Origin of the sequence: Paenibacillus sp. OAS669 (assembly GCF_014873645.1) — a bacterium.
Lineage (GTDB): Bacteria > Bacillota > Bacilli > Paenibacillales > NBRC-103111 > Paenibacillus_S > Paenibacillus_S vulneris.
This window is the reverse complement of record NZ_JADBDR010000016.1, coordinates 161,365-180,346: the sequence shown is the minus strand read 5'-3', so window position 1 is coordinate 180,346 and position 18,982 is coordinate 161,365. Positions and strand designations below refer to the sequence as shown.

Here is an 18,982-nt window from a genome sequence, read left to right as displayed (position 1 = left end):
GCATCTGCAATCATCCTTAAATTTCAACTATAACCTTCCCTGGAGGATTGACTTTATTCATAGGGGATGCCGGCGTATAAATAAAACGCCAAGGAGCTGATACGGATGCTCCCTGGCGTTTGAGTATTTAAGAATGATGAGTACAAGTTTTTTAGCGAATTACGCGTCCTTGAATCCAGACGCGTTCCAGCTCGAGATCTTTGTTTAGCAGCAGCACGTCCGCTTGCTTACCCGCCTCAATCGCTCCGGTCTCGGATTCGATGCCGAGTCTGCGGGCCGGGGTGTCGCTCGCCATACGGCTTGCATGCTCGATACTGATGCCGGCCTCACGGACGGCATAACGGAACGCTTCGATCATAGTCAGCGTGCTGCCTGCCAGGCTATCGCCTTCCTTAAGCCGCGCAACGCCGCCATGTACGATGACGTCGAGACCACCGAGCTTGTACTCGCCGTTCCCGAGACCCGCAGCTGACATGGCGTCGGTAATGAGCAGCAGATTGTCCGGGCCCTTCATTTGCGCCAGCAGGCGAATGCAGGCAGGATGGACATGATGGCCGTCGGCGATAACTTCCGCCATGATCGCCGGATTGGTGAGCACCGCTCCGACGGTTCCCGGCTCGCGATGATGCAGGCGGGTCATAGCATTGAAGGTATGCACGGCATGGCTCAAGCCATGCTCGGCGGCAAGCATCACTTGATCATACGAAGCATCCGTATGACCCAATGCGGCCACGATGCCTTGCTGGGCCAGAGCCTCGATGTATTCCAGGGCGCCTTCGGATTCCGGCGCCAGCGTCTGCATCTTGATCAGACCAGGGAAGCGCTGCGTCCAATCCTGCAGCCATGCGGGCTGTGGAGGGACGATGAACTGCGGATTTTGCGCGCCGGGCCATTTGGCGCTGATGTAGGGCCCTTCCAGATGAACGCCGTGCAGCTGGGCGTAAGGCATTCCTGCCTCGCGGTAGCTTTGAACCCGCGTGAGTACTTGATCGATATCCTCCTTGGAGGCGGTAACGGTGGTTGCCAGCATGATGCTCGTACCATTCTGAGCATGGAAGCGGGTGATCGCATCGAGTCCTTCGGCATCCGCATCCATAAAGTCATGTCCGTAGCCTCCATGAACGTGGACATCGATGAAGCCCGGCAATATATAGCCGCCTTGGCCGTCAATCACTTCACAGTCCCGGGCTAATGTCCGGGCGTGCTCGACGCTCCCGGTTTCTTTGCCGATAGCGGCGATGCGTCCATCGGATAGCAGAATCCATCCGTTCTTTACGGTGGTATCTGGCGTGACGATTCTTACATTATAGAGATAGGTACTTTTACCTTGACTCATTTGAACAGCCTCCCAGCTTCCGAATCTACCAGTACGACTAAGTGAGGGTGCGTTTGCAGCAGCGATGCAGGGCAATCCGTAGTAATAGGTCCCGTCAGGGCACGATGGACGATCTCGGCCTTGTCCGTGCCCTTCACAACCAGCAAAATCATTTTGGCTTTAAGAATCGTTCCTACTCCCATGGTCAAAGCATGAGTAGGGACCTGGTCCATAGATTCAAAAAACCTTGCGTTCGCCTTACGGGTTTCTTCACGCAGCTCCACAACATGAGTCCCGCTGATCAAGGCATGGTCCGGCTCATTGAAGCCGATATGCCCGTTATGTCCGAGACCGAGCAGCTGCAGATCAATTTGTTTGGCCTGCTCCAATAGCTTATCGTACCGCTTGCACTCAGCGACCGGATCTGCGGCATTGCCGTCAGGGATATGCGCCTGGCTGCGCGGCAAATCGATATGGTTAAACAGATGTGTATTCATATAATTCCGATAGCTTTCGGCATGATCCTCCGGAAGTCCCACATATTCATCAAGGTTGAAGGAAGTCACGTCACGGAAGCTTACCAGACCGCGCTGGTAGCTCTTGACGATTTCTTCATAAATGCCGATAGGCGTTCCTCCCGTGGCCAGGCCGAGGACGGCGCGAGGGTTCGTTTGCACGAGTCCGGTAATAATGCTCGCCCCGGATTCATGCAGCTTTTCATGAGAGTCAAAGGTCAGTAGATTCACGAGTTATCTGCTCCTTGTGATTAGCGGTATTTTTTAACCATGTGAAAAGATGTTTCAAGACGGGGGACCAGTTCATCGAACCGGTCGCTGATAAGTCCGACGAATAAAATATCGATGACATGCAGCTGGGCAATGCGCGATGCCATGTCGCCGCGGCGCATTCCTTCCTCCAGGGTGGAGGTGAATAAAGAGATCGAGGCAAGGGACGTCAACGTATTCGTGCCGAACTTGGTCAACGAAATGGTAGTCGCTCCGTTCTCGGCCGCGCATTTCAGCGCTGCGATCGTCTCCCCTGTTTCCCCGGAATAGGAAATTCCTATAGCGACATCCTCGCTCGTCAGATTGGATGCGGAAGTAATCTGCATATGCGGGTCGGAGAAGGCGAAAGCCCGTTTGCCGATACGCACCAGCTTTTGATAAAAGTCCTGCGCAACGAGCCCTGACGTAGCAACGCCGTACAGATCGATCTGGCGCGCCGATTGGAGCGCGTCGATCGCCTTCTGCAGCTGCTTCAGGTCCAGCATGCGCGTGGTGTCGGTGATTGAGCTTACGTGATTGGCCTCCATGGCGGCAACGATGCTTGAAAGCGGATTGCCCGCAATAATATCTTGATAAGATTGAACCGAAGGCAGCTGAGCCAGCTCAGCCGCAAGCTTGACTTTAAATTCCGTGTAGCCGGAAAAGTGAAACATCTTGCAGAAGCGGGAGATGGTAGCCGTGCTTCCTCCGGATTGCTGTGAGAGCTCAGTGATGCCCATTTGGACGATATTTTGCGGGTGGGCCAGGACATAGGCGGCAATCTCCTTCTCCTTCGGGTTCATCGATTCCATTTGCTCTTGAATAGCGCTTAATATTCCGGCCATACTTACCTCTTTAAAAGAAAATTATTTTCATATATACTAAAAAAACAAGAAAAACTTTTACATCCTAACTATAACGAATTTCCAAACCAATAGCAATAACCTCCGACCCGGTCTAAGAAATTGAAAAGATAGCGGTTCCAAAATTGAGAATCCAATTCCATACTTTATAAGACGTTCCCTGACGGCGGGTGTAGAATGAAGCTTGCCTAACCTGACGAGACAGGTTGACATGTACATCAAAACCGAAACTGAGGTGAGGAAATGAGTGCAAAACAAGTATCTATCCTATTAGTAGGCATTGGCGGCTACGGTAATACTCATGTCAATGAGCTGCTGCGTGCTTATGACGACAGCGACATACGTCCGGTGATTGCCGGTGTAGTCGACGTTTATCCGGAAAAAAGCAACCATTATCAGGCACTTCAGGAGTTGAACGTTCCCTTTTATACAACGATGGAGGAGTTCTATGCCCATCACGGAGCGGATCTGGCCGTCATCAGCACCCCTATCCAATTCCACTGCAAGCAAACCTGCCTTGCTCTGGCGAACGGCAGCAGCGTCTTATGCGAAAAACCGATTGCCGCTACGGTACAGGAGGTGCGCCAGATGATGGAGGCACGCGACCGTTCAGGCAAGTTTGTTGCCATTGGCTTCGACTGGTCCTTCACCCCTCAAATTCAGCAGCTGAAGCAGGATGTCATGTCAGGGCTGTTCGGCAAGCCGGTCCGTCTCAAAACCGTCGTGCTCTGGAGAAGAACGGACAGTTATTTTTCAAGCGGATGGAAAGGACGGCAAAAGAGCGACCAAGGCGAATGGATCTTGGACAGTGTAGCTCATAACGCAACGTCTCATTATTTGCATAATATGTTTTACATTTTGGGTTCCAAAACGGATGAAAGCCTGCGTCTGCAAAGTGTGGAGGCCGAGCTGTACCGTGCGAACCCCATCGAGAATTTCGATACGTGCGCCGTAAGAGTTCAGGGAGAAGGCGGAGTTGAGGTGCTGTTCTACGCTACGCATGCGGTCAGCCAAAACTTCGGACCTTCTTTTTGCTATGAATTCGAAAAAGCCGTCATTACCTATACTTCCGGTCAGAACGGCAACCGCATCGAAGCCGCGTTCAAGGACGGAACGGTTAAAGTCTATGAAGCCCGCAAAGCGAGTAAGCTGAGAACCTGCATCCAGGCAGCTGCTTCAGGTGAGGCCGGTATTCCCTGCGGCTTGGAGGCCGCCTACGCCGAAGTCCTGTGCACCAACGGAATGCTGAGCTCCATGCCGGATATCCACTCGTTTCCCGTTGAAAGTATCCGGCGCGATGAAGAGATCGGGTTTACGTGGGTAGAGGGACTGAAGGAAGCTCTGCTTGACAGCTATCATCGTTGGTCTCTTCCTTCCGAGCTTGGATACGAATGGGCCGCGAAGGGGAACCGGACGGAATTAGGCAACTATCGTGCTTATGTGGGATGATGGACAGCCGCGGTAACGATGGTATAGAAAAAAAATGTGACACTGCAGGATGATTTTGCAGAATAAAAATCGGTTGAAGACTAAAATAGAGTTGATGTGGCTTGAAGCATTAAAGTTGAAGTAAAAGAAGCTGCAGTGAAAAGAAGCCACAGAGTAAGGAAGTCGAAGTCAGCAGCAGCGTAGAACAAAAGAGGGAATGGTTGCGGGGTGGAGAAGCGATAGCGTCCGCCTTTGAAGCTCGTATTCCAACCGCTGCAAGCATATAATGAAAGGAACACGACTTCAACAGCGGTCGGAATCCTGCAACCAATTCCCTCCCTTTGCACAAATGTCTGCCTACGATTACTTGTATGTAAACCATCCTGGCCCAAGGCCAGGTTTTTTCTTTTCCCCTACGCAGCTTCATTTTTTCCAATTTACATCACCATACAGTACAATAAGAAGTAAATCTGTACAAAAGATAAGGCATGGGAGGGAGCCGCATTGTACCGCAGAGATTACTTGATGCGAATGATCGAGCAATTTAGCGTATCCATGGGACAAGTCCTGTTTCAAAGACAAAACCGCCGGTTCGCGGAGGCCATGGAGCTGTTGACACAAGCGATGAAGCAGCTGCTTGGCTTAAACTCCAAAATGGTTCGGGCGCTGTCCGTCAAGGACATCATTGGACTGCTGTCGACAAACGGATATTTCGACGTGGGCAAAGGGCTTCTCTTAAGCGATATGCTCGTCGCAGAGGGCGATGTGCTGAACGAGGCGGGGGAGGAGAAGGAAGGGACAGGCTGCCTTCTGAAATCCCTGGAGCTTCTGCTCCATATTCGCCGGATGGAGGAAGCGGAGCAGGGGCTAAGCGATGTGGACGAACGGATCGCCGCTGTCCTGCCGAAGGTGCAGCATGTTCGGATGACTGCGTTCATGAGGGAGGCACTGACGGAATATTACGATGATGCCGGGCTTTTATCCAAGGCGGAGGATATGTTGTTTTTCCTGCTGGAGGACGATCCGGGAAACGACGCCGCGATGGAACGGGGCATGGCCATGATGGAGCGGTGGCTTAGCTTGCCCTCGGAAGCGATCGAGAAGGGCGGCTTAAGCGCGGAGGAAATTCGGGAAAGTTACGATTTACTGAATAAAATGAAGCATTCGGCGAGCTAACCGTCATGAATGTTCGGAATTGGGAATTGAAATGCGAACTTTATGTTGTCCTTTTTCACATAATGTTCGCCTTTTTTTATTGACACAGGGCTTTTATCACTGGTAAACTAAAGATGTCATCAGACAAGATTCATAGCTGAAAATGTCAAAGTTTCTCGTATAATGCCGGGGATATGGCCCGGAAGTATCTACCCAAAAACCATAAATTTTTGGACTACGAGTTAGCGTAATTCATGAAGGTCAGCGCGAAGGCGCTAGGCCTTAGCTTGCGCTTGGGGAATACTCGTCGTCCTGCAGATAGCTTGTATATGCATGCTGTTTGCCGGACGTTTTGTGTTTATAGGGGATTTTAATAATCTGTACCGTCAAAAAAAGCGCATATCACGGAGGTAGGAAATGTCTGCTCTTGTTGGAGTGATTATGGGAAGCAAGTCGGATTGGGAAACCATGAAGCATGCATGCGACATGCTGGAAGAGCTGGGGGTTCCTTACGAAAAGCAGGTCGTATCGGCTCACCGCACCCCGGACTTGATGTTCGACTATGCGGCTTCGGCTGCGGAACGCGGATTGAAGGTAATTATCGCAGGAGCGGGCGGGGCCGCTCATTTGCCCGGCATGGTTGCATCAAAGACGGAACTGCCGGTTATTGGCGTTCCAGTGAAAACATCCACGCTGAACGGCTTGGATTCGCTGTTATCCATCGTACAGATGCCCGGCGGCATTCCGGTAGCGACGGTAGCGATCGGCCATGCGGGCGCGACGAATGCAGGCCTGCTGGCTGCGCAAATTATCGGAGCCTTTGATCCGGAGCTGCAGCAAAAAGTACGTGATCGCCGGGAGCGGATTCGCCAATCGGTGATAGAAAGCAGCGTGCTGGAATGAGTCAAGCCGCTGACAGCCGTAACGATGCACCGGTTATTCGTCCCGGCGGAACCATCGGCGTCCTGGGCGGAGGCCAACTAGGCCGGATGCTCGCCTTGTCCGGACGGGCGATGGGATACCGATTTGTAACCTTGGATCCGACTCCTGACGCTCCTTGCGGGCAGGTAGCCGACCGGCAGATCGTAGCGTCCTACGATGATGCCGAGGCGGCCAAAGCTCTGGCAGAGCAATCCGACGTGATTACTTATGAATTTGAAAATGTCGATGCGGACGTGACCCGGCTGCTAATGGCCGAGTCCTACGTGCCTCAAGGCAGCAGGCTGCTGTATACTACGCAGCATCGTTTACGCGAGAAGCGCGCTATCGAAGCGGCCGGCGTACAGGTAGCGCCTTATGCCGAGATCACTAGCGCTGAGCAGCTTCGGGAAGCAGTCGAACGCTTCGGTACGCCTTGCGTGATGAAAACAGCGACCGGCGGCTACGACGGCAAAGGCCAATGGGTCATTCGTTCCTTGGACGAGGTGGAGGAAGCCTACGACACACTCAGCAAAGCCAAAACCGAGCTGGTGCTGGAACAGTTTATCCATTTTGAGAAGGAAATATCCGTTATCGCAGCCAGAAGTCCCCGCGGGGAAGTCAAAGCCTTCCCTGCGGCGGAAAATATTCATGTTAACAATATTTTGCACCTATCCATTGTGCCTGCAAGAACGAGCGAAAGCATTCAGCAGGAAGCGGAACGGCTGGCTGTCCGCATCGCCGAGTCCATGGACGTTGTCGGTCTGATCGCCGTTGAGATGTTCCTGACGAGGGACGGGCAGCTGTTCGTGAACGAATTGGCCCCTCGCCCTCATAATTCCGGGCACTACACCATGGAAGCGTGCGCTACGTCGCAATTCGAGCAGCACGTACGGGCCATCTGCAATCTTCCGCTCGGATCGACGGAGCTTTTGACTCCGGTTGTCATGGGGAATATCCTCGGACAGCATGTGGAGCCGCTTCTGGATTGGATCGTCCGGCCTGAGTCGGAGCAAATGCCCGGAGTTACCGCCAAAGTCCATTTGTACGGCAAGCACGAAGCTAAGCATAACCGCAAAATGGGACATGTGAACGTGCTGGCGGAGTCGGCCGATGCGGCGCTGAAGTGGATAGAGGCTTCAAACATATGGAAAACTAACGAATCAATAGCAGATTGAAGCGGAGGCGGACAAAGTTGATCGAGCGTTATTCAAGGCCCGAGATGGCCAGGATCTGGACGGAGGAAAACAAGTTTAACGCATGGCTCGAGGTGGAGCTGTTAGCCTGTGAAGCTTGGGCGGAGCTTGGGGTTATCCCCAAGGAGGATGTTAAGGAGCTTCGGAAGAACGCGTCCTTCGATATCGACCGCATCTATGAAATCGAGCAGGAAACCCGCCATGACGTTATCGCCTTCACCCGTGCGGTATCGGAGAAGGTCGGACCGGAGCGCAAATGGGTTCATTACGGACTGACCTCCACAGATGTGGTGGATACGGCATTGGGCTATCTGCTGCGTCAAGCGAATGAAATTTTGGAACAGGATATCGTGAATTTTATTGAGATTTTGAAGCAAAAAGCGATTCAATATAAAGACACCCCGATGATGGGGCGCACGCACGGCGTTCATGCGGAGCCTACGACCTTCGGCTTGAAGATGGCTCTCTGGTATGAAGAGATGAAACGGAACCTGGAGCGTTTCCGCTTTGCGGCCGACGGCGTGCAGTACGGCAAAATATCCGGAGCGGTAGGCACCTACGCCAACATCGACCCGTTCGTCGAGGCCTATGTTTGCGATAAGCTCGGCACCAACCCGGCTCCGATTTCGACGCAAACCCTGCAGCGCGACCGTCATGCCGAATATATGGCTACGTTGGCGCTGATCGCCACCTCGCTCGATAAGTTCGCAACGGAAATCCGAGCGCTGCAAAAGAGCGAATTCCGCGAAGTGGAGGAGCCGTTCGCCAAAGGGCAAAAAGGCTCCTCGGCGATGCCTCACAAACGCAACCCTATCGGCTGCGAAAGCATCTCGGGCTTATCCCGCGTCATCCGCGGTCATATGATCTCCGCTTATGAGAATGTGACGCTGTGGCATGAACGCGATATCTCGCACTCCTCGGTGGAACGGATCATACTGCCGGATGCGACCATTCTTCTGAATTATATGCTGAACCGCTTCGGCAACATCGTGAAGAACTTGACCGTGTTCCCTGAGAACATGAAGCGCAACATGCAAAGCACCTACGGCGTTCCGTTCTCCGGCCGCGTCATGACCAAGCTGATCGACAAAGGCTTCAGCCGCGAGCAGGCTTACGACACGGTACAGCCTAGAGCCATGCAGGCTTGGGAAGAGCAGCGCTCGTTCCGCGAAATTATTGAGAATACGGCGGCGATTCGTGAAACTTTAAGCCTTGAGGAGATAGAGGACTGCTTCAATCCTAGCTGGCATTTGAAGCATGTCGATACGATTTTCAAACGTTTAGGATTACTTTAATATATCAATCCGGGTGAGAAGCTTCGTCTGAACCGGCCATCATAGGGAATGACGCACGGCTTTGACAACCCGTATTCCGGGGAGGACCCATTGACCATGGTCTCTACAAAAGCAATTTCAAGTGCCGAGCAATACGTCAAAGCGCCTTTGCTTTACAAAGGGAAGGTTCGCGAGCTGTACGATTTGGGAGAGCATTATTTGATCGCCGTCACCGACCGCATCAGCGCCTTCGATTGGGTGCTGTCGCCAGCCGTTCCCGATAAAGGCAGCGTGCTCAACAGCCTCAGCAAGTTCTGGTTCGAGCAGACGAAGGATATGATACCGAACCATCTGGTTCATGGCGACGTCGAGAAGCTGGGCGATCTCATTACGGACCGCGAAGTGATGAAGGACCGCTTCATGGTTACGAAGAAAGCGCAGCGCATCGATATTGAATGTGTCGTTCGCGGCTATATTACCGGCGGCGGATGGCGTCAGTATGAGAAAACAGGCGAGATCAACGGCCACAAGCTGCCGGCAGGCCTGCGTAAAAACGAACGGTTTCCGAAGCCCATCTTCACTCCGGCGGCGAAGAACGACGTCGGTCATGACGAGGATATCTCCATCGAACGGATGAAGGAGCTGGTCGGCGCCGAGCTGACGGAACAGCTGGAAGCAAAGAGCATCATGCTGTATGAATTTGCTCGTCAATTCTGTGAAGAGCGCGGCATTATTTTGGCAGATACCAAATTTGAGTTCGGTCTTATTGACGGGGAAATTATTTTGATTGACGAAATCTTCACCCCGGATTCCTCTCGCTTCTGGGCGAAAGAAAACTTTGCCTACGACATCGAGATCGACAGCATGGATAAAGAGCCTGTACGGACTTACTTGTCCCGTACCGATTGGGATAAAAACAGCGAGCCTGCTCCGCTGCCCGCCGAGGTCGTCGAGGAGACGTCCCGCCGCTACAGAGCGATTTACGATCGTTTGGTGAAATAATTTGCGTATGTAAAGGTTAGCCGGGTCAATGACTAGCCCTGCAAACCATTTACGGTCTGAATCATTAGCGGGGCTAAGAGCTCATGCATGCCTTAATGTCCAGCCGGACGGTGCCCGAGCTCGGAAAAGCCCTTGTCATTTACAATTCACACTCCAGAGGAGGATTCACCCCCATGTTAAAAGCAACGGTATATGTAACGATCAAACAAAGCGTACTCGATCCGCAAGGGGTTGCGGTACAAGGCGCTCTTCACTCGATGGGCTTTGACGAAGTAGGCAAAGTGCGCGTAGGCAAATACTTGGAATTGGAGCTTGGCACAAGCGACCGCGCCGTAGCGGAAGAGCGCGTGAAAGCTATGTGCGAGAAGCTTCTCGCTAACACCGTTATTGAAGACTACCGCTACGAATTGGTGTAATCGACGGCATCCATTATCCGGATAGTATAACGAATAGACAGACATCGACCTAAAGTGAAGGAGGAGCACATGATGAATTTCGCTGTACTGGTGTTTCCTGGTTCCAATTGTGATATCGACTGCTACAAAGCGGTAGAAGAAACGATCGGCCAGCCTGTTAGCTACGTTTGGCATACCGAAACGGATTTATCTCAATATGACTGCATTATCGTTCCAGGAGGCTTCTCCTACGGGGATTACTTGCGCTGCGGCGCTATTGCGCGCTTTGCTCCTGTCATGAGCGCATTGGTTCAAGCGGCAGAGCAAGGCAAATATATTATCGGCATTTGCAACGGATTCCAGATCCTGCTCGAATCCGGCTTGCTGCCGGGAGCAATGCTTCGCAACGAATCTCTGAAATTCCGCTGCCATGCGGCTATGCTGCAGGTGGAGAACACATCGACTCCATTTACCTCGGAGTACAAACAAGGCGAACTCATCAACATTCCCATCGCGCACGGCGAAGGCAACTACTACTGTGACGATGCGACATTGGCCGAGCTTAAAGCGAACAATCAAATCGTGTTCCGTTACGAAGCGGGTACGAACCCTAACGGCTCCGTGGACGATATCGCGGGCATTTGCAACAAAAACGGCAACGTTCTCGGCATGATGCCGCATCCGGAGCGCGCGGTGCATGAGCTTCTCGGTTCAGCTGACGGCAAACGGATGTTCACATCGATCTTGAGCACTTGGAGGGAAAAACATGGCGCAGCAACTATCGGCTAAGGAGCCAACTGCACAACAAATCGCAGAGCAAAAAATTTACAAGCAGATGGGCGTTACCGATGCCGAATACGATAAAATCTGCGGGTTCTTGGGTCGTCAACCGAACTACGTAGAAATCGGAGTATTCAGCGTTATGTGGTCCGAGCACTGCTCTTATAAAAATTCCAAGCCGGTGCTTCGCAAGTTCCCGGTTACCGGTCCTCGCGTTTTGATGGGTCCAGGGGAAGGCGCTGGTATCGTAGATATCGGCGATAAGCAAGCCGTTGTATTCAAAATTGAAAGCCATAACCATCCGTCCGCTATCGAGCCTTACCAAGGCGCTGCGACAGGCGTAGGCGGCATCATTCGCGACATCTTCTCCATGGGCGCACGTCCGGTAGCTCTGCTGAACAGCTTGCGTTTCGGCCGACTCGAGAATGAACGCGTGAAGTACTTGTTCGAGCATGTCGTTTCCGGTATTGCCGGTTATGGAAACTGCATCGGCATTCCTACCGTCGGCGGCGAAGTCATGTTCGACGAAAGCTATGAAGGTAACCCGCTAGTTAACGCTATGTGCGTAGGGATTATTGATCATGACAAGATTCAAAAGGGTGTAGCTAAAGGCGTAGGCAACCCTGTATTCTATGTGGGTCCTGCAACAGGCCGCGACGGAATCCACGGAGCAACGTTCGCATCGGAAGAGCTGACAGCGGAATCCGAAGCTAAACGCCCTGCGGTACAGGTTGGCGATCCGTTCATGGAGAAGCTCGTTCTCGAAGCTTGTCTTGACCTGATCAACTCCGGTATCGTGTTGGGGATTCAAGATATGGGCGCTGCGGGCTTGACCTGCTCCAGTGCGGAGATGGCAAGTAAAGCAGGCAACGGGATGGAGCTGTATTTGGACGAAGTGCCTCAACGTGAGGAAGGCATGACTCCTTATGAAATGATGCTCTCCGAATCCCAGGAGCGTATGCTGTTCGTAGTAGAGCCTAAGCATGAGGCGCAAGCCAAAGCGATCTTCGAGCGTTGGGGCCTTCACTGCGCGAAAGTCGGTAAAGTATCTGACGACGGCCGCCTGAAGCTGTTCCATAAAGGCGAGCTGGTCGGCGATATGCCGGTAACGGCGCTGGTTGACGAGTGCCCGGTATATAACAAGCCATCCCAAGTGCCTGCTTATTATATCGAAAATGGCTCCATCGACACGAACCGTTACGCGGAAGTGACCGATTTGAACGACGCCTTGTCCAAGGTGCTTGCTTCTCCAACCGTTGCAAGCAAAGAGTGGGTTTACAACCAATACGATTACATGGTGCGTACCAGCACAGCGGTTCGTCCAGGCTCCGACGCTGCGGTCGTGACGATCCAAGGCTCCCGCAAAGCCTTGTCGATGTCCACGGACTGCAACAGCCGTTATGTGTACCTCGATCCGGAAGTGGGCGGAATGATCGCGGTTGCTGAAGGCGCGCGCAATAACGTTTGCTCCGGCGCCGAGCCGCTGGCGATTACGGACAACCTGAACTTCGGAAGCCCTGAGAAGCCGGAAATTTTCTGGCAGCTTGAAAAAGCGGCTGACGGTATGGCAGAGGCTTGCCGCAAGCTGGAAACGCCGGTTATCGGCGGTAACGTAAGCTTATATAACGAAAACGCAAAAGGCGCGATCTACCCGACGCCGGTTGTCGGCATGGTCGGTCTTGTTCACGATACAGATCACATTACAACCCAAGCCTTCAAAAAAGAAGGCGACATCATCCTCCTGCTCGGCGAAACGAAAGCCGAACTCGGCGGCAGTGAGTTCCAATATGTCATTCACGGCGTAACGGAAGGACGTCCTCCGCAGCTGGATCTGGATGTTGAGAAAAAGCTGTTGAACACCGTATTGGGCGCTATTCAAAAAGGTCTTGTCGCTTCTGCGCACGACTTGTCCGAAGGCGGTCTGGCGGCAGCCTTGGCGGAGAGCTGCATCAGCGGACGTCTGGGCGCGAAGGTGAATTTCTCCACGGAATTGCGCAACGATATCGCGTTGTTCAGCGAGAGCCAATCCCGTATCCTGCTAAGCGCATCGCCTGAGAAAGCCGAAGCCTTGAAGCAATGGATCGCCGAGCAAGGCGTCCCTTACCAAGAGCTGGGCCAAGTTCAAGGTCAAGAGCTGCAAATCGAAGTCAATGCTAAACCAGTCATCCAATCACCTGTTGCACAACTAGAAAAGGTTTGGAAGGATGCGATTCCATGTCTGATGAAATAAAGCAGCAGCTATGGACAGGACGTTTCTATAATGATGGAATCAACAGCCATGACGGGCTGTTCGACAAGCTTCGCGAGGAATGCGGCGTATTCGGAGTGTTCGGTCACTCCGAAGCCGCTAACCTTTCCTACTACGGTCTGCACGCGCTGCAGCACCGCGGTCAGGAGAGCGCAGGGATTTGCGTGGCTAACGGAACCGACTTTCACTACCATCGCGGGATGGGTCTGGTGAAGGAAGTATTTAATAATGACAATCTCAGCACGATGGTCGGTTCTTCGGCTATCGGTCACGTGCGTTATTCCACGGCAGGGGAAAGCAAGCTGGCGAACGCACAGCCGCTCGTATTCAAGTACCGTGGCGGCGATCTTGCTATCGCTACCAATGGAAACCTGCACAATGCCGGGGATATTAAAAAAGAGCTTGAAGCCTCGGGCTCCATCTTCCAAACGACAAGCGATACGGAAGTGATCGCTCACCTGATCGCCCGTTCCAAGCATGATGACATTGTGCTGGCCGTGAAAGAAGCGCTCCTTCGAGTCGAAGGAGCTTACGCTTTCTTGTTCCAGACAAAGGATAAAATCATCGCGGCCCGCGATCCGCATGGTTTGCGTCCTTTCGTGATGGGACGCCTCGGCACCGCTTATTTGTTCGCTTCGGAAACCTGTGCCTTCGACGCGGTGGGCGGCACGTATTACCGTGACGTAGAGCCGGGAGAGCTTCTGGTTCTCGATGGCAAAAGCGGACTGGTCGAGGACCGCTTTGCACCGATCAAGAAGCGCGCTATCTGCGCGATGGAATACATCTACTTCGCGCGTCCGGACAGCGATATCGACGCGATCAATATCCACTCCGCGCGCAAGCGGATGGGCCGCCAGCTGGCGCTGGAATCGTTCGTGGACGCCGATGTCGTCACCGGCGTGCCGGATTCCAGCATCTCGGCGGCGATCGGCTATGCCGAGCAGACCGGTATCCCGTATGAGCTCGGGCTCATCAAGAACCGGTATACCGGCCGGACGTTCATCCAGCCGAGCCAGGAGCTGCGCGAGCAGGGCGTGAAGATGAAGCTGAGCGCGGTGCGGAGCATCGTAGCCGGCAAACGCGTCGTCATGATTGACGACTCGATCGTGCGCGGCACGACTTCCTTGCGCATCGTGAACCTGCTTCGCGAAGCAGGCGCCACGGAAGTGCATGTGCGCATCAGCTCACCGCCGTTCAAAAATCCTTGCTTCTACGGCATCGACACGCCGGACCGCAAGGAACTGATCGCCGCTCAGAAATCGATCGAGGAGATCCGCAAGGCGATTAACGCGGATTCGCTTCACTTCCTGAGCAAAGAAGGGCTGCTGGCTTCTATCGGCCGCCCGAATGTCGAGCTGAACCGCGGCCATTGCACCGCCTGTTTTGATAACAGCTACCCGACCCGCGTTACCGAGGAATCTTCCATCGGCTGCGGCTGTGATTAATCTAACTGACGATGAGATATCAAATCGTCAGATAAGGCGAGCTTGCGATGCCTAGGGTTTTGGGGTTATGTTTTGGTTTTTGGGTTTAAGTTTTATGGTTTAAGGGTTTAAGGGTTTAAGGTTTAGGTTTGATGATTTTAAAGGTCTAAGGCCAGGCGGAGGAGATCATAACGACTCCGCCATTCTATAAATAAACGCAGCCGAGTTGGGGATGCGTTGGAAGCGAGCGCGGCGAAGCCGCCGAGGCGAAGGTCCATGGCCTGCCGGAGAAGCGCTTTTGAATGAGTGTCCATTGGTTTCGGTGATCCGACAGCGAAAGAGAGCGGAATCGTTCCGCAGAAGCGAAGCGTTCCCCTTTGTCCCCGAATTTCAACCGTTAAACGCGGTATCTGATCAAGAAATTCGGGGACAACAGGGATCGGAGGAATGATCCGCTCTTGTAAGCTGATGGCATCACCAACCTTCACACACACATTCAATAGCGCCGCAGGCTCCCCCTGGACCTGAGCCGAGGCACTAGCGGCTGAGACACCATTTTCTTCCACCCGTCCTCCAATCTCGGCCCACAAGGAGTGTAACCAAGTGTCGGATGCATATAAAAAGGCCGGAGTCGATATCGCGGCAGGCAACGAAGCGGTTGAACGAATGAAAAAACACGTGAAAACGACATTCCGTCCGGAGGTAATGACGGATTTGGGCGGATTTGGCGCGCTGTTCGGCTTAAACAAAGACAAGTACGAAGAACCGGTGCTAGTGTCCGGCACAGACGGCGTCGGCACCAAGCTGAAAATTGCTTTTGCCATGGATAAGCATGATACGATCGGAATCGATGCCGTAGCGATGTGCGTGAACGATATCGTGGTTCAAGGCGCGGAGCCGCTCTTTTTCCTGGATTATTTGGCGTGCGACAAGGTCGTTCCCGAGAAAATCGAAGCGATCATCAAAGGCATCAGCGACGGCTGTGTACAGTCCGGCTGCGCCCTGATCGGCGGCGAAACGGCAGAAATGCCGGGGATGTACTCCGAAGGCGAGTACGACATCGCAGGCTTTACTGTAGGCATCGTGGACAAGAAGAAAATCATTGACGGCTCCACGATCCGTCCTGGGGACGTAGTATTGGGCTTGGCCTCCAGCGGCGTGCACAGTAACGGCTTCTCTCTGGTGCGCAAGCTGTTGCTTGAAGAAAAAGGCTACAGCCTGCATGATCATATCGATGCGCTTGGCGGCAAGCTGGGCGATGTTGTATTGGAGCCAACGAAAATTTATGTGAAATCCGTTTTGGCAGCGCTGGAGAAAGTGCAGCTTAAAGGCCTGGCTCACATTACAGGCGGCGGCTTTATCGAGAACATTCCGCGCATGCTTCCGGCGGATGTGAATGTCGAGATCGATTACGGCTCCTGGCCGATTTTGCCGATTTTCCAATTGATGCAGAAGGACGGCAATATTAGCAACAACGATATGTTCCGTACGTTCAATATGGGCATCGGTATGGTCATTGTCGTATCCGAAGAGCAAGCGGCGGAAGCGGCTGCTATCTTCGAACAGCACGGAGAACAAGTATATACGCTCGGCAGAGTGACCGCAGGGGAACGCGTCGTAACGTTTACCGGAGCGGAAGTATGATGGAACCCAAACGCATAGCCGTATTCGCGTCCGGAAGCGGGTCGAATTTTCAGGCTATCGCGGATGCGGTTCGTGCAGGCAGGCTCGATGTTCGCATCGAGCTATTGGTCTGCGACCGGCCTCAGGCCAAGGTCGTGGAGCGTGCACAGGAGGCCGGAGTGCCGGTACATACGTTCCGGCCGAAGGAATACCCGTCTCGCGAAGCCTATGAGCAGGAAATTTTGGAGCTTCTCCAGAATAAACAGGTAGATCTAGTCGTACTGGCTGGATACATGCGCATTTTGACTCCTGTGCTGGTTAACGCCTATTGGGGGCGGATGATTAATATTCACCCGTCGCTCCTGCCGTCCTTCCCGGGACTTCATGCCGTTCGGCAGGCGCTTGAGCACGGAGTGAAGGTGACCGGTATTACGGTGCATATTGTGGACGGCGGTCTGGACAGCGGACCTATACTAGCCCAACGCGCGTTGGAGATTTTGCCGGAGGATACGGAGGAATCGCTCAGCGAGCGCATTCATCCGATGGAGCATGAGCTGCTTCCGGAGGTTATCCGGCAAATTGCATCAGGACAAATCGATTTAGAACGGATCACGAACCTTAAACTGAAGGATGGGATAAAATCATGAGCCAGACGACAAGCGGGACGAACGTACTGGAATTGCGATACGGAATGAATCCGCATCAAAAACAAGCCAAGCTGTACAGCCAGGGAGAGCTTCCGATCAAAGTGTTGAACGGGGACCCCGGATTTATTAATCTGCTGGATGCGCTGAACGGCTTCCAGCTTGCACGCGAGCTGCGCCAAGCTACGGGACTGCCTGCGGCTGCATCTTTCAAACACGTAAGCCCGGCAGGTGCTGCCGTTGCGTCTCCTTTGACGGATGATTTGAAAAAAGCGTACTTCGTGGAAGGTCTTGAGCTTTCTCCATTGGCTACGGCATATGCCCGTGCCCGCGGTGCGGACCGCATGTCCTCCTTCGGCGATGCGGCTGCGCTCAGCGATATCGTAGACGCATCCACTGCATTACTGCTGAAGCGTGAAGTGTCTGACCTGGTCGTTGCTCCGGGTTACACCGACGAAGCTCTTGAAATCCTCAAAGCGAAGAAAAACGGCGGCTATTTGATTCTTCAAATCGATCCTGACTATGTACCCGATCCGGTGGAGACTCGTACTTTGTTCGGTTTGACGATGCAGCAAGAGCGTAATAACGGCGTAATCGACGCGTCCGCATTGGACAAAATCGTAACGGAGAACAAGGACCTTCCGGACAACGCCAAAAGAGATCTTCTGATCGCGCTGGTGACCTTGAAATATACGCAGTCCAACTCGATCTGCTATACTTTGGACGGACAAACGATCGGAATCGGCGCAGGCCAGCAATCCCGTATTCACTGTACCCGTCTTGCCGGAGACAAGGCAGACCGCTGGTTCCTGCGTCAGCATCCGCAAGCCTTGAACATGAAATTCCGCCAAGGCCTTTCCCGTGCGGAACAAAACAACGCTATCGATCTGTGGCTCGAAGAAGAGCTGACTCCTGTGGAGCAGGCCGCATGGGAAGGTTGCTTCGATGAAGTACCTGCCCGCTTGTCCCGCGAAGAGAAGCGCGGATGGCTGAGCAAGCTGCAAGGCGTATCCTACGGCTCCGACGCTTTCCTGCCTTTCCGCGACAACCTGGACCGTGCCAGCCGCAGCGGTGTGAAATACGTAGTTCAAGCAGGCAGCTCCATGCGTGATGAAGAAGTCGTAAAAGCCGCGAATGACTACGGCATGGTTATGTGCTATTCCGGCGTACGCTTGTTCCATCACTAATCAACCATCGGGGAGGAGAATCCATCGTGACAACGACTAGAGCCGCACAAGCGGATCAATATATCAATGCATTAAGCAGCAACGCTTACCCGGGACGCGGTATCGTGATCGGCGCAACGCCGGACGGTACTCGCCTGGTTCAGGTGTACTGGATTATGGGACGCAGCGAGAACAGCCGCAATCGTGTTTTTATTCAAGAAGATAACGGATTTGTTCGTACGGAAGCTAAAGATCCGGCTAAATTGACCGATCCTTCTCTCATCATTTACTATCCGGTAAGACATGTGAACGGAGCCCATATCGTGACGAACGGCGACCAAACGGATACGATCTATGAAGCGCTGCAATCCGGCGGTTCTTTCGAATCTGCTTTGGCAACCCGTACGTACGAGCCGGACGCTCCTAACTTCACGCCTCGTATCAGCGGTCTCGTTGACCGGAACGACGGACAATTCTCCTACAAGCTTTCCATCTTGAAATCGAACGGCAATGTGGAGGATCAAACCCTCCGCCATACTTACACGTACGAAAAAGCGATTCCAGGCTACGGCCATTGCATTCACACGTACCAAGGAGACGGCAATCCTTTGCCATCCTTCCAAGGGGAGCCTCAGCTGGTTCCTTTGGCGAATGACATTCGTGAAATCGCCGATCTGTACTGGAAGGCGCTGAACGAGGAGAACAAAATCTCCCTGCTGGTCAAAACCATTGATATTGCAAGCGGCGGCACCGAGCTGCTCGTATTGAACAAAGAGTAGAGGGGAGC

18 protein-coding genes and 1 riboswitch are annotated in these 18,982 nt (G+C 53.2%); of the genes, 14 read left to right on the top strand and 4 right to left on the bottom strand.

Annotation, left to right across the window (positions count from 1 at the left end; translation table 11 throughout):
- Positions 1–151: 151 nt before the first annotated feature.
- From nagA to GGC63_RS28055, 3 genes are read right to left on the bottom strand one after another with little or no spacing between them, the layout of a single operon-like run.
- Positions 152–1,336 (bottom strand): N-acetylglucosamine-6-phosphate deacetylase, encoded by a 1,185-nt coding sequence (nagA, locus tag GGC63_RS28065; protein WP_192705117.1) that lies wholly within the window; start codon positions 1,334–1,336, stop codon positions 152–154.
- Entirely contained in the window at positions 1,333–2,061 is a 729-nt protein-coding gene (gene nagB, locus GGC63_RS28060; protein WP_192705116.1) for a glucosamine-6-phosphate deaminase, read from the bottom strand. Before nagB ends, nagA begins: the two co-directional genes overlap by 4 nt.
- 20 nt (positions 2,062–2,081) lie before the next feature.
- Positions 2,082–2,924, bottom strand: a complete 843-nt coding sequence (locus GGC63_RS28055) for a MurR/RpiR family transcriptional regulator (protein WP_192705115.1) — start codon at positions 2,922–2,924, stop codon at positions 2,082–2,084.
- A 261-nt stretch (positions 2,925–3,185) separates the two neighbouring features.
- Here GGC63_RS28055 and GGC63_RS28050 point away from each other — a divergent pair, with 261 nt between their 5' ends.
- The 10 genes from GGC63_RS28050 (at position 3,186) to purF (ending at position 14,783) form a co-directional block, all read left to right on the top strand.
- Complete coding sequence (locus tag GGC63_RS28050; protein WP_192705114.1) at positions 3,186–4,391, top strand: Gfo/Idh/MocA family protein; 1,206 nt, start codon at positions 3,186–3,188, stop codon at positions 4,389–4,391.
- A gap of 483 nt (positions 4,392–4,874) precedes the next feature.
- The gene (locus GGC63_RS28045) at positions 4,875–5,546 is read left to right on the top strand and encodes a DUF6483 family protein (protein WP_192705113.1); all 672 of its coding nucleotides are present in this window, start codon (positions 4,875–4,877) and stop codon (positions 5,544–5,546) included.
- A 135-nt stretch (positions 5,547–5,681) separates the two neighbouring features.
- Positions 5,682–5,783, top strand: a riboswitch (purine riboswitch).
- A 159-nt stretch (positions 5,784–5,942) separates the two neighbouring features.
- Complete coding sequence (gene purE / locus GGC63_RS28040; protein WP_079914018.1) at positions 5,943–6,428, top strand: 5-(carboxyamino)imidazole ribonucleotide mutase; 486 nt, start codon at positions 5,943–5,945, stop codon at positions 6,426–6,428.
- On the top strand, positions 6,425–7,621 hold the full coding sequence (gene purK, locus GGC63_RS28035; protein WP_192705112.1) for a 5-(carboxyamino)imidazole ribonucleotide synthase: 1,197 nt from the start codon (positions 6,425–6,427) through the stop codon (positions 7,619–7,621). Before purE ends, purK begins: the two co-directional genes overlap by 4 nt.
- 17 nt (positions 7,622–7,638) lie before the next feature.
- A complete protein-coding gene (gene purB / locus GGC63_RS28030; protein WP_192705111.1) occupies positions 7,639–8,934 on the top strand; it encodes an adenylosuccinate lyase in 1,296 nt (431 codons plus the stop codon).
- Between the two features lie 96 nt (positions 8,935–9,030).
- Complete coding sequence (locus tag GGC63_RS28025) at positions 9,031–9,915, top strand: phosphoribosylaminoimidazolesuccinocarboxamide synthase (RefSeq protein WP_192705110.1); 885 nt, start codon at positions 9,031–9,033, stop codon at positions 9,913–9,915.
- A 173-nt stretch (positions 9,916–10,088) separates the two neighbouring features.
- The gene (gene purS / locus GGC63_RS28020) at positions 10,089–10,331 is read left to right on the top strand and encodes a phosphoribosylformylglycinamidine synthase subunit PurS (RefSeq protein WP_079914022.1); all 243 of its coding nucleotides are present in this window, start codon (positions 10,089–10,091) and stop codon (positions 10,329–10,331) included.
- A gap of 72 nt (positions 10,332–10,403) precedes the next feature.
- Positions 10,404–11,099, top strand: a complete 696-nt coding sequence (purQ, locus tag GGC63_RS28015; RefSeq protein ID WP_192705136.1) for a phosphoribosylformylglycinamidine synthase subunit PurQ — start codon at positions 10,404–10,406, stop codon at positions 11,097–11,099.
- Positions 11,077–13,320 carry a phosphoribosylformylglycinamidine synthase subunit PurL gene (gene purL, locus GGC63_RS28010; RefSeq protein ID WP_192705109.1) on the top strand — a complete coding sequence of 748 codons (2,244 nt, stop codon included), beginning with the start codon at positions 11,077–11,079 and terminating at the stop codon, positions 13,318–13,320. Before purQ ends, purL begins: the two co-directional genes overlap by 23 nt.
- A complete protein-coding gene (gene purF, locus GGC63_RS28005) occupies positions 13,305–14,783 on the top strand; it encodes an amidophosphoribosyltransferase (RefSeq protein ID WP_192705108.1) in 1,479 nt (492 codons plus the stop codon). Before purL ends, purF begins: the two co-directional genes overlap by 16 nt.
- Positions 14,784–14,920: 137 nt before the next feature.
- Here the strand turns inward: purF and GGC63_RS28000 are convergent, their stop codons facing one another.
- Positions 14,921–15,328: a hypothetical protein gene (locus tag GGC63_RS28000; RefSeq protein WP_225948550.1), complete on the bottom strand. Its 408-nt coding sequence runs from the start codon at positions 15,326–15,328 to the stop codon at positions 14,921–14,923.
- 37 nt (positions 15,329–15,365) lie between these two features.
- Here GGC63_RS28000 and purM point away from each other — a divergent pair, with 37 nt between their 5' ends.
- Genes purM through GGC63_RS27980 form a run of 4 tightly spaced genes read left to right on the top strand, consistent with a single transcriptional unit; the run spans position 15,366 to position 18,974 of the window.
- Positions 15,366–16,406 (top strand): phosphoribosylformylglycinamidine cyclo-ligase, encoded by a 1,041-nt coding sequence (gene purM, locus GGC63_RS27995; protein WP_192705106.1) that lies wholly within the window; start codon positions 15,366–15,368, stop codon positions 16,404–16,406.
- Positions 16,403–17,032, top strand: coding sequence for a phosphoribosylglycinamide formyltransferase (purN, locus tag GGC63_RS27990; RefSeq protein ID WP_079914028.1), 630 nt, complete (start codon positions 16,403–16,405; stop codon positions 17,030–17,032). The genes purM and purN overlap by 4 nt, the downstream gene beginning before the upstream one ends.
- The gene (locus GGC63_RS27985; RefSeq protein WP_192705105.1) at positions 17,029–18,216 is read left to right on the top strand and encodes a phosphoribosylaminoimidazolecarboxamide formyltransferase; all 1,188 of its coding nucleotides are present in this window, start codon (positions 17,029–17,031) and stop codon (positions 18,214–18,216) included. The genes purN and GGC63_RS27985 overlap by 4 nt, the downstream gene beginning before the upstream one ends.
- 26 nt (positions 18,217–18,242) lie before the next feature.
- Positions 18,243–18,974, top strand: coding sequence for an IMP cyclohydrolase (locus tag GGC63_RS27980; RefSeq protein WP_192705104.1), 732 nt, complete (start codon positions 18,243–18,245; stop codon positions 18,972–18,974).
- Positions 18,975–18,982 lie beyond the last annotated feature (8 nt).

What these genes read in the sequence shown, in the direction of transcription:
- nagA (WP_192705117.1), bottom strand. Translation starts at nt 1,336, where the DNA reads ATGAGTCAAGGTAAAAGTACCTATCTCTATAATGTAAGAATCGTCACG.
- GGC63_RS28055 (WP_192705115.1), bottom strand. Translation starts at nt 2,924, where the DNA reads ATGGCCGGAATATTAAGCGCTATTCAAGAGCAAATGGAATCGATGAAC.
- GGC63_RS28050 (WP_192705114.1), top strand. Translation starts at nt 3,186, where the DNA reads ATGAGTGCAAAACAAGTATCTATCCTATTAGTAGGCATTGGCGGCTAC.
- purE (WP_079914018.1), top strand. Translation starts at nt 5,943, where the DNA reads ATGTCTGCTCTTGTTGGAGTGATTATGGGAAGCAAGTCGGATTGGGAA.
- purK (WP_192705112.1), top strand. Translation starts at nt 6,425, where the DNA reads ATGAGTCAAGCCGCTGACAGCCGTAACGATGCACCGGTTATTCGTCCC.
- GGC63_RS28025 (WP_192705110.1), top strand. Translation starts at nt 9,031, where the DNA reads ATGGTCTCTACAAAAGCAATTTCAAGTGCCGAGCAATACGTCAAAGCG.
- purS (WP_079914022.1), top strand. Translation starts at nt 10,089, where the DNA reads ATGTTAAAAGCAACGGTATATGTAACGATCAAACAAAGCGTACTCGAT.
- purQ (WP_192705136.1), top strand. Translation starts at nt 10,404, where the DNA reads ATGAATTTCGCTGTACTGGTGTTTCCTGGTTCCAATTGTGATATCGAC.
- purL (WP_192705109.1), top strand. Translation starts at nt 11,077, where the DNA reads ATGGCGCAGCAACTATCGGCTAAGGAGCCAACTGCACAACAAATCGCA.
- purF (WP_192705108.1), top strand. Translation starts at nt 13,305, where the DNA reads ATGTCTGATGAAATAAAGCAGCAGCTATGGACAGGACGTTTCTATAAT.
- purN (WP_079914028.1), top strand. Translation starts at nt 16,403, where the DNA reads ATGATGGAACCCAAACGCATAGCCGTATTCGCGTCCGGAAGCGGGTCG.
- GGC63_RS27985 (WP_192705105.1), top strand. Translation starts at nt 17,029, where the DNA reads ATGAGCCAGACGACAAGCGGGACGAACGTACTGGAATTGCGATACGGA.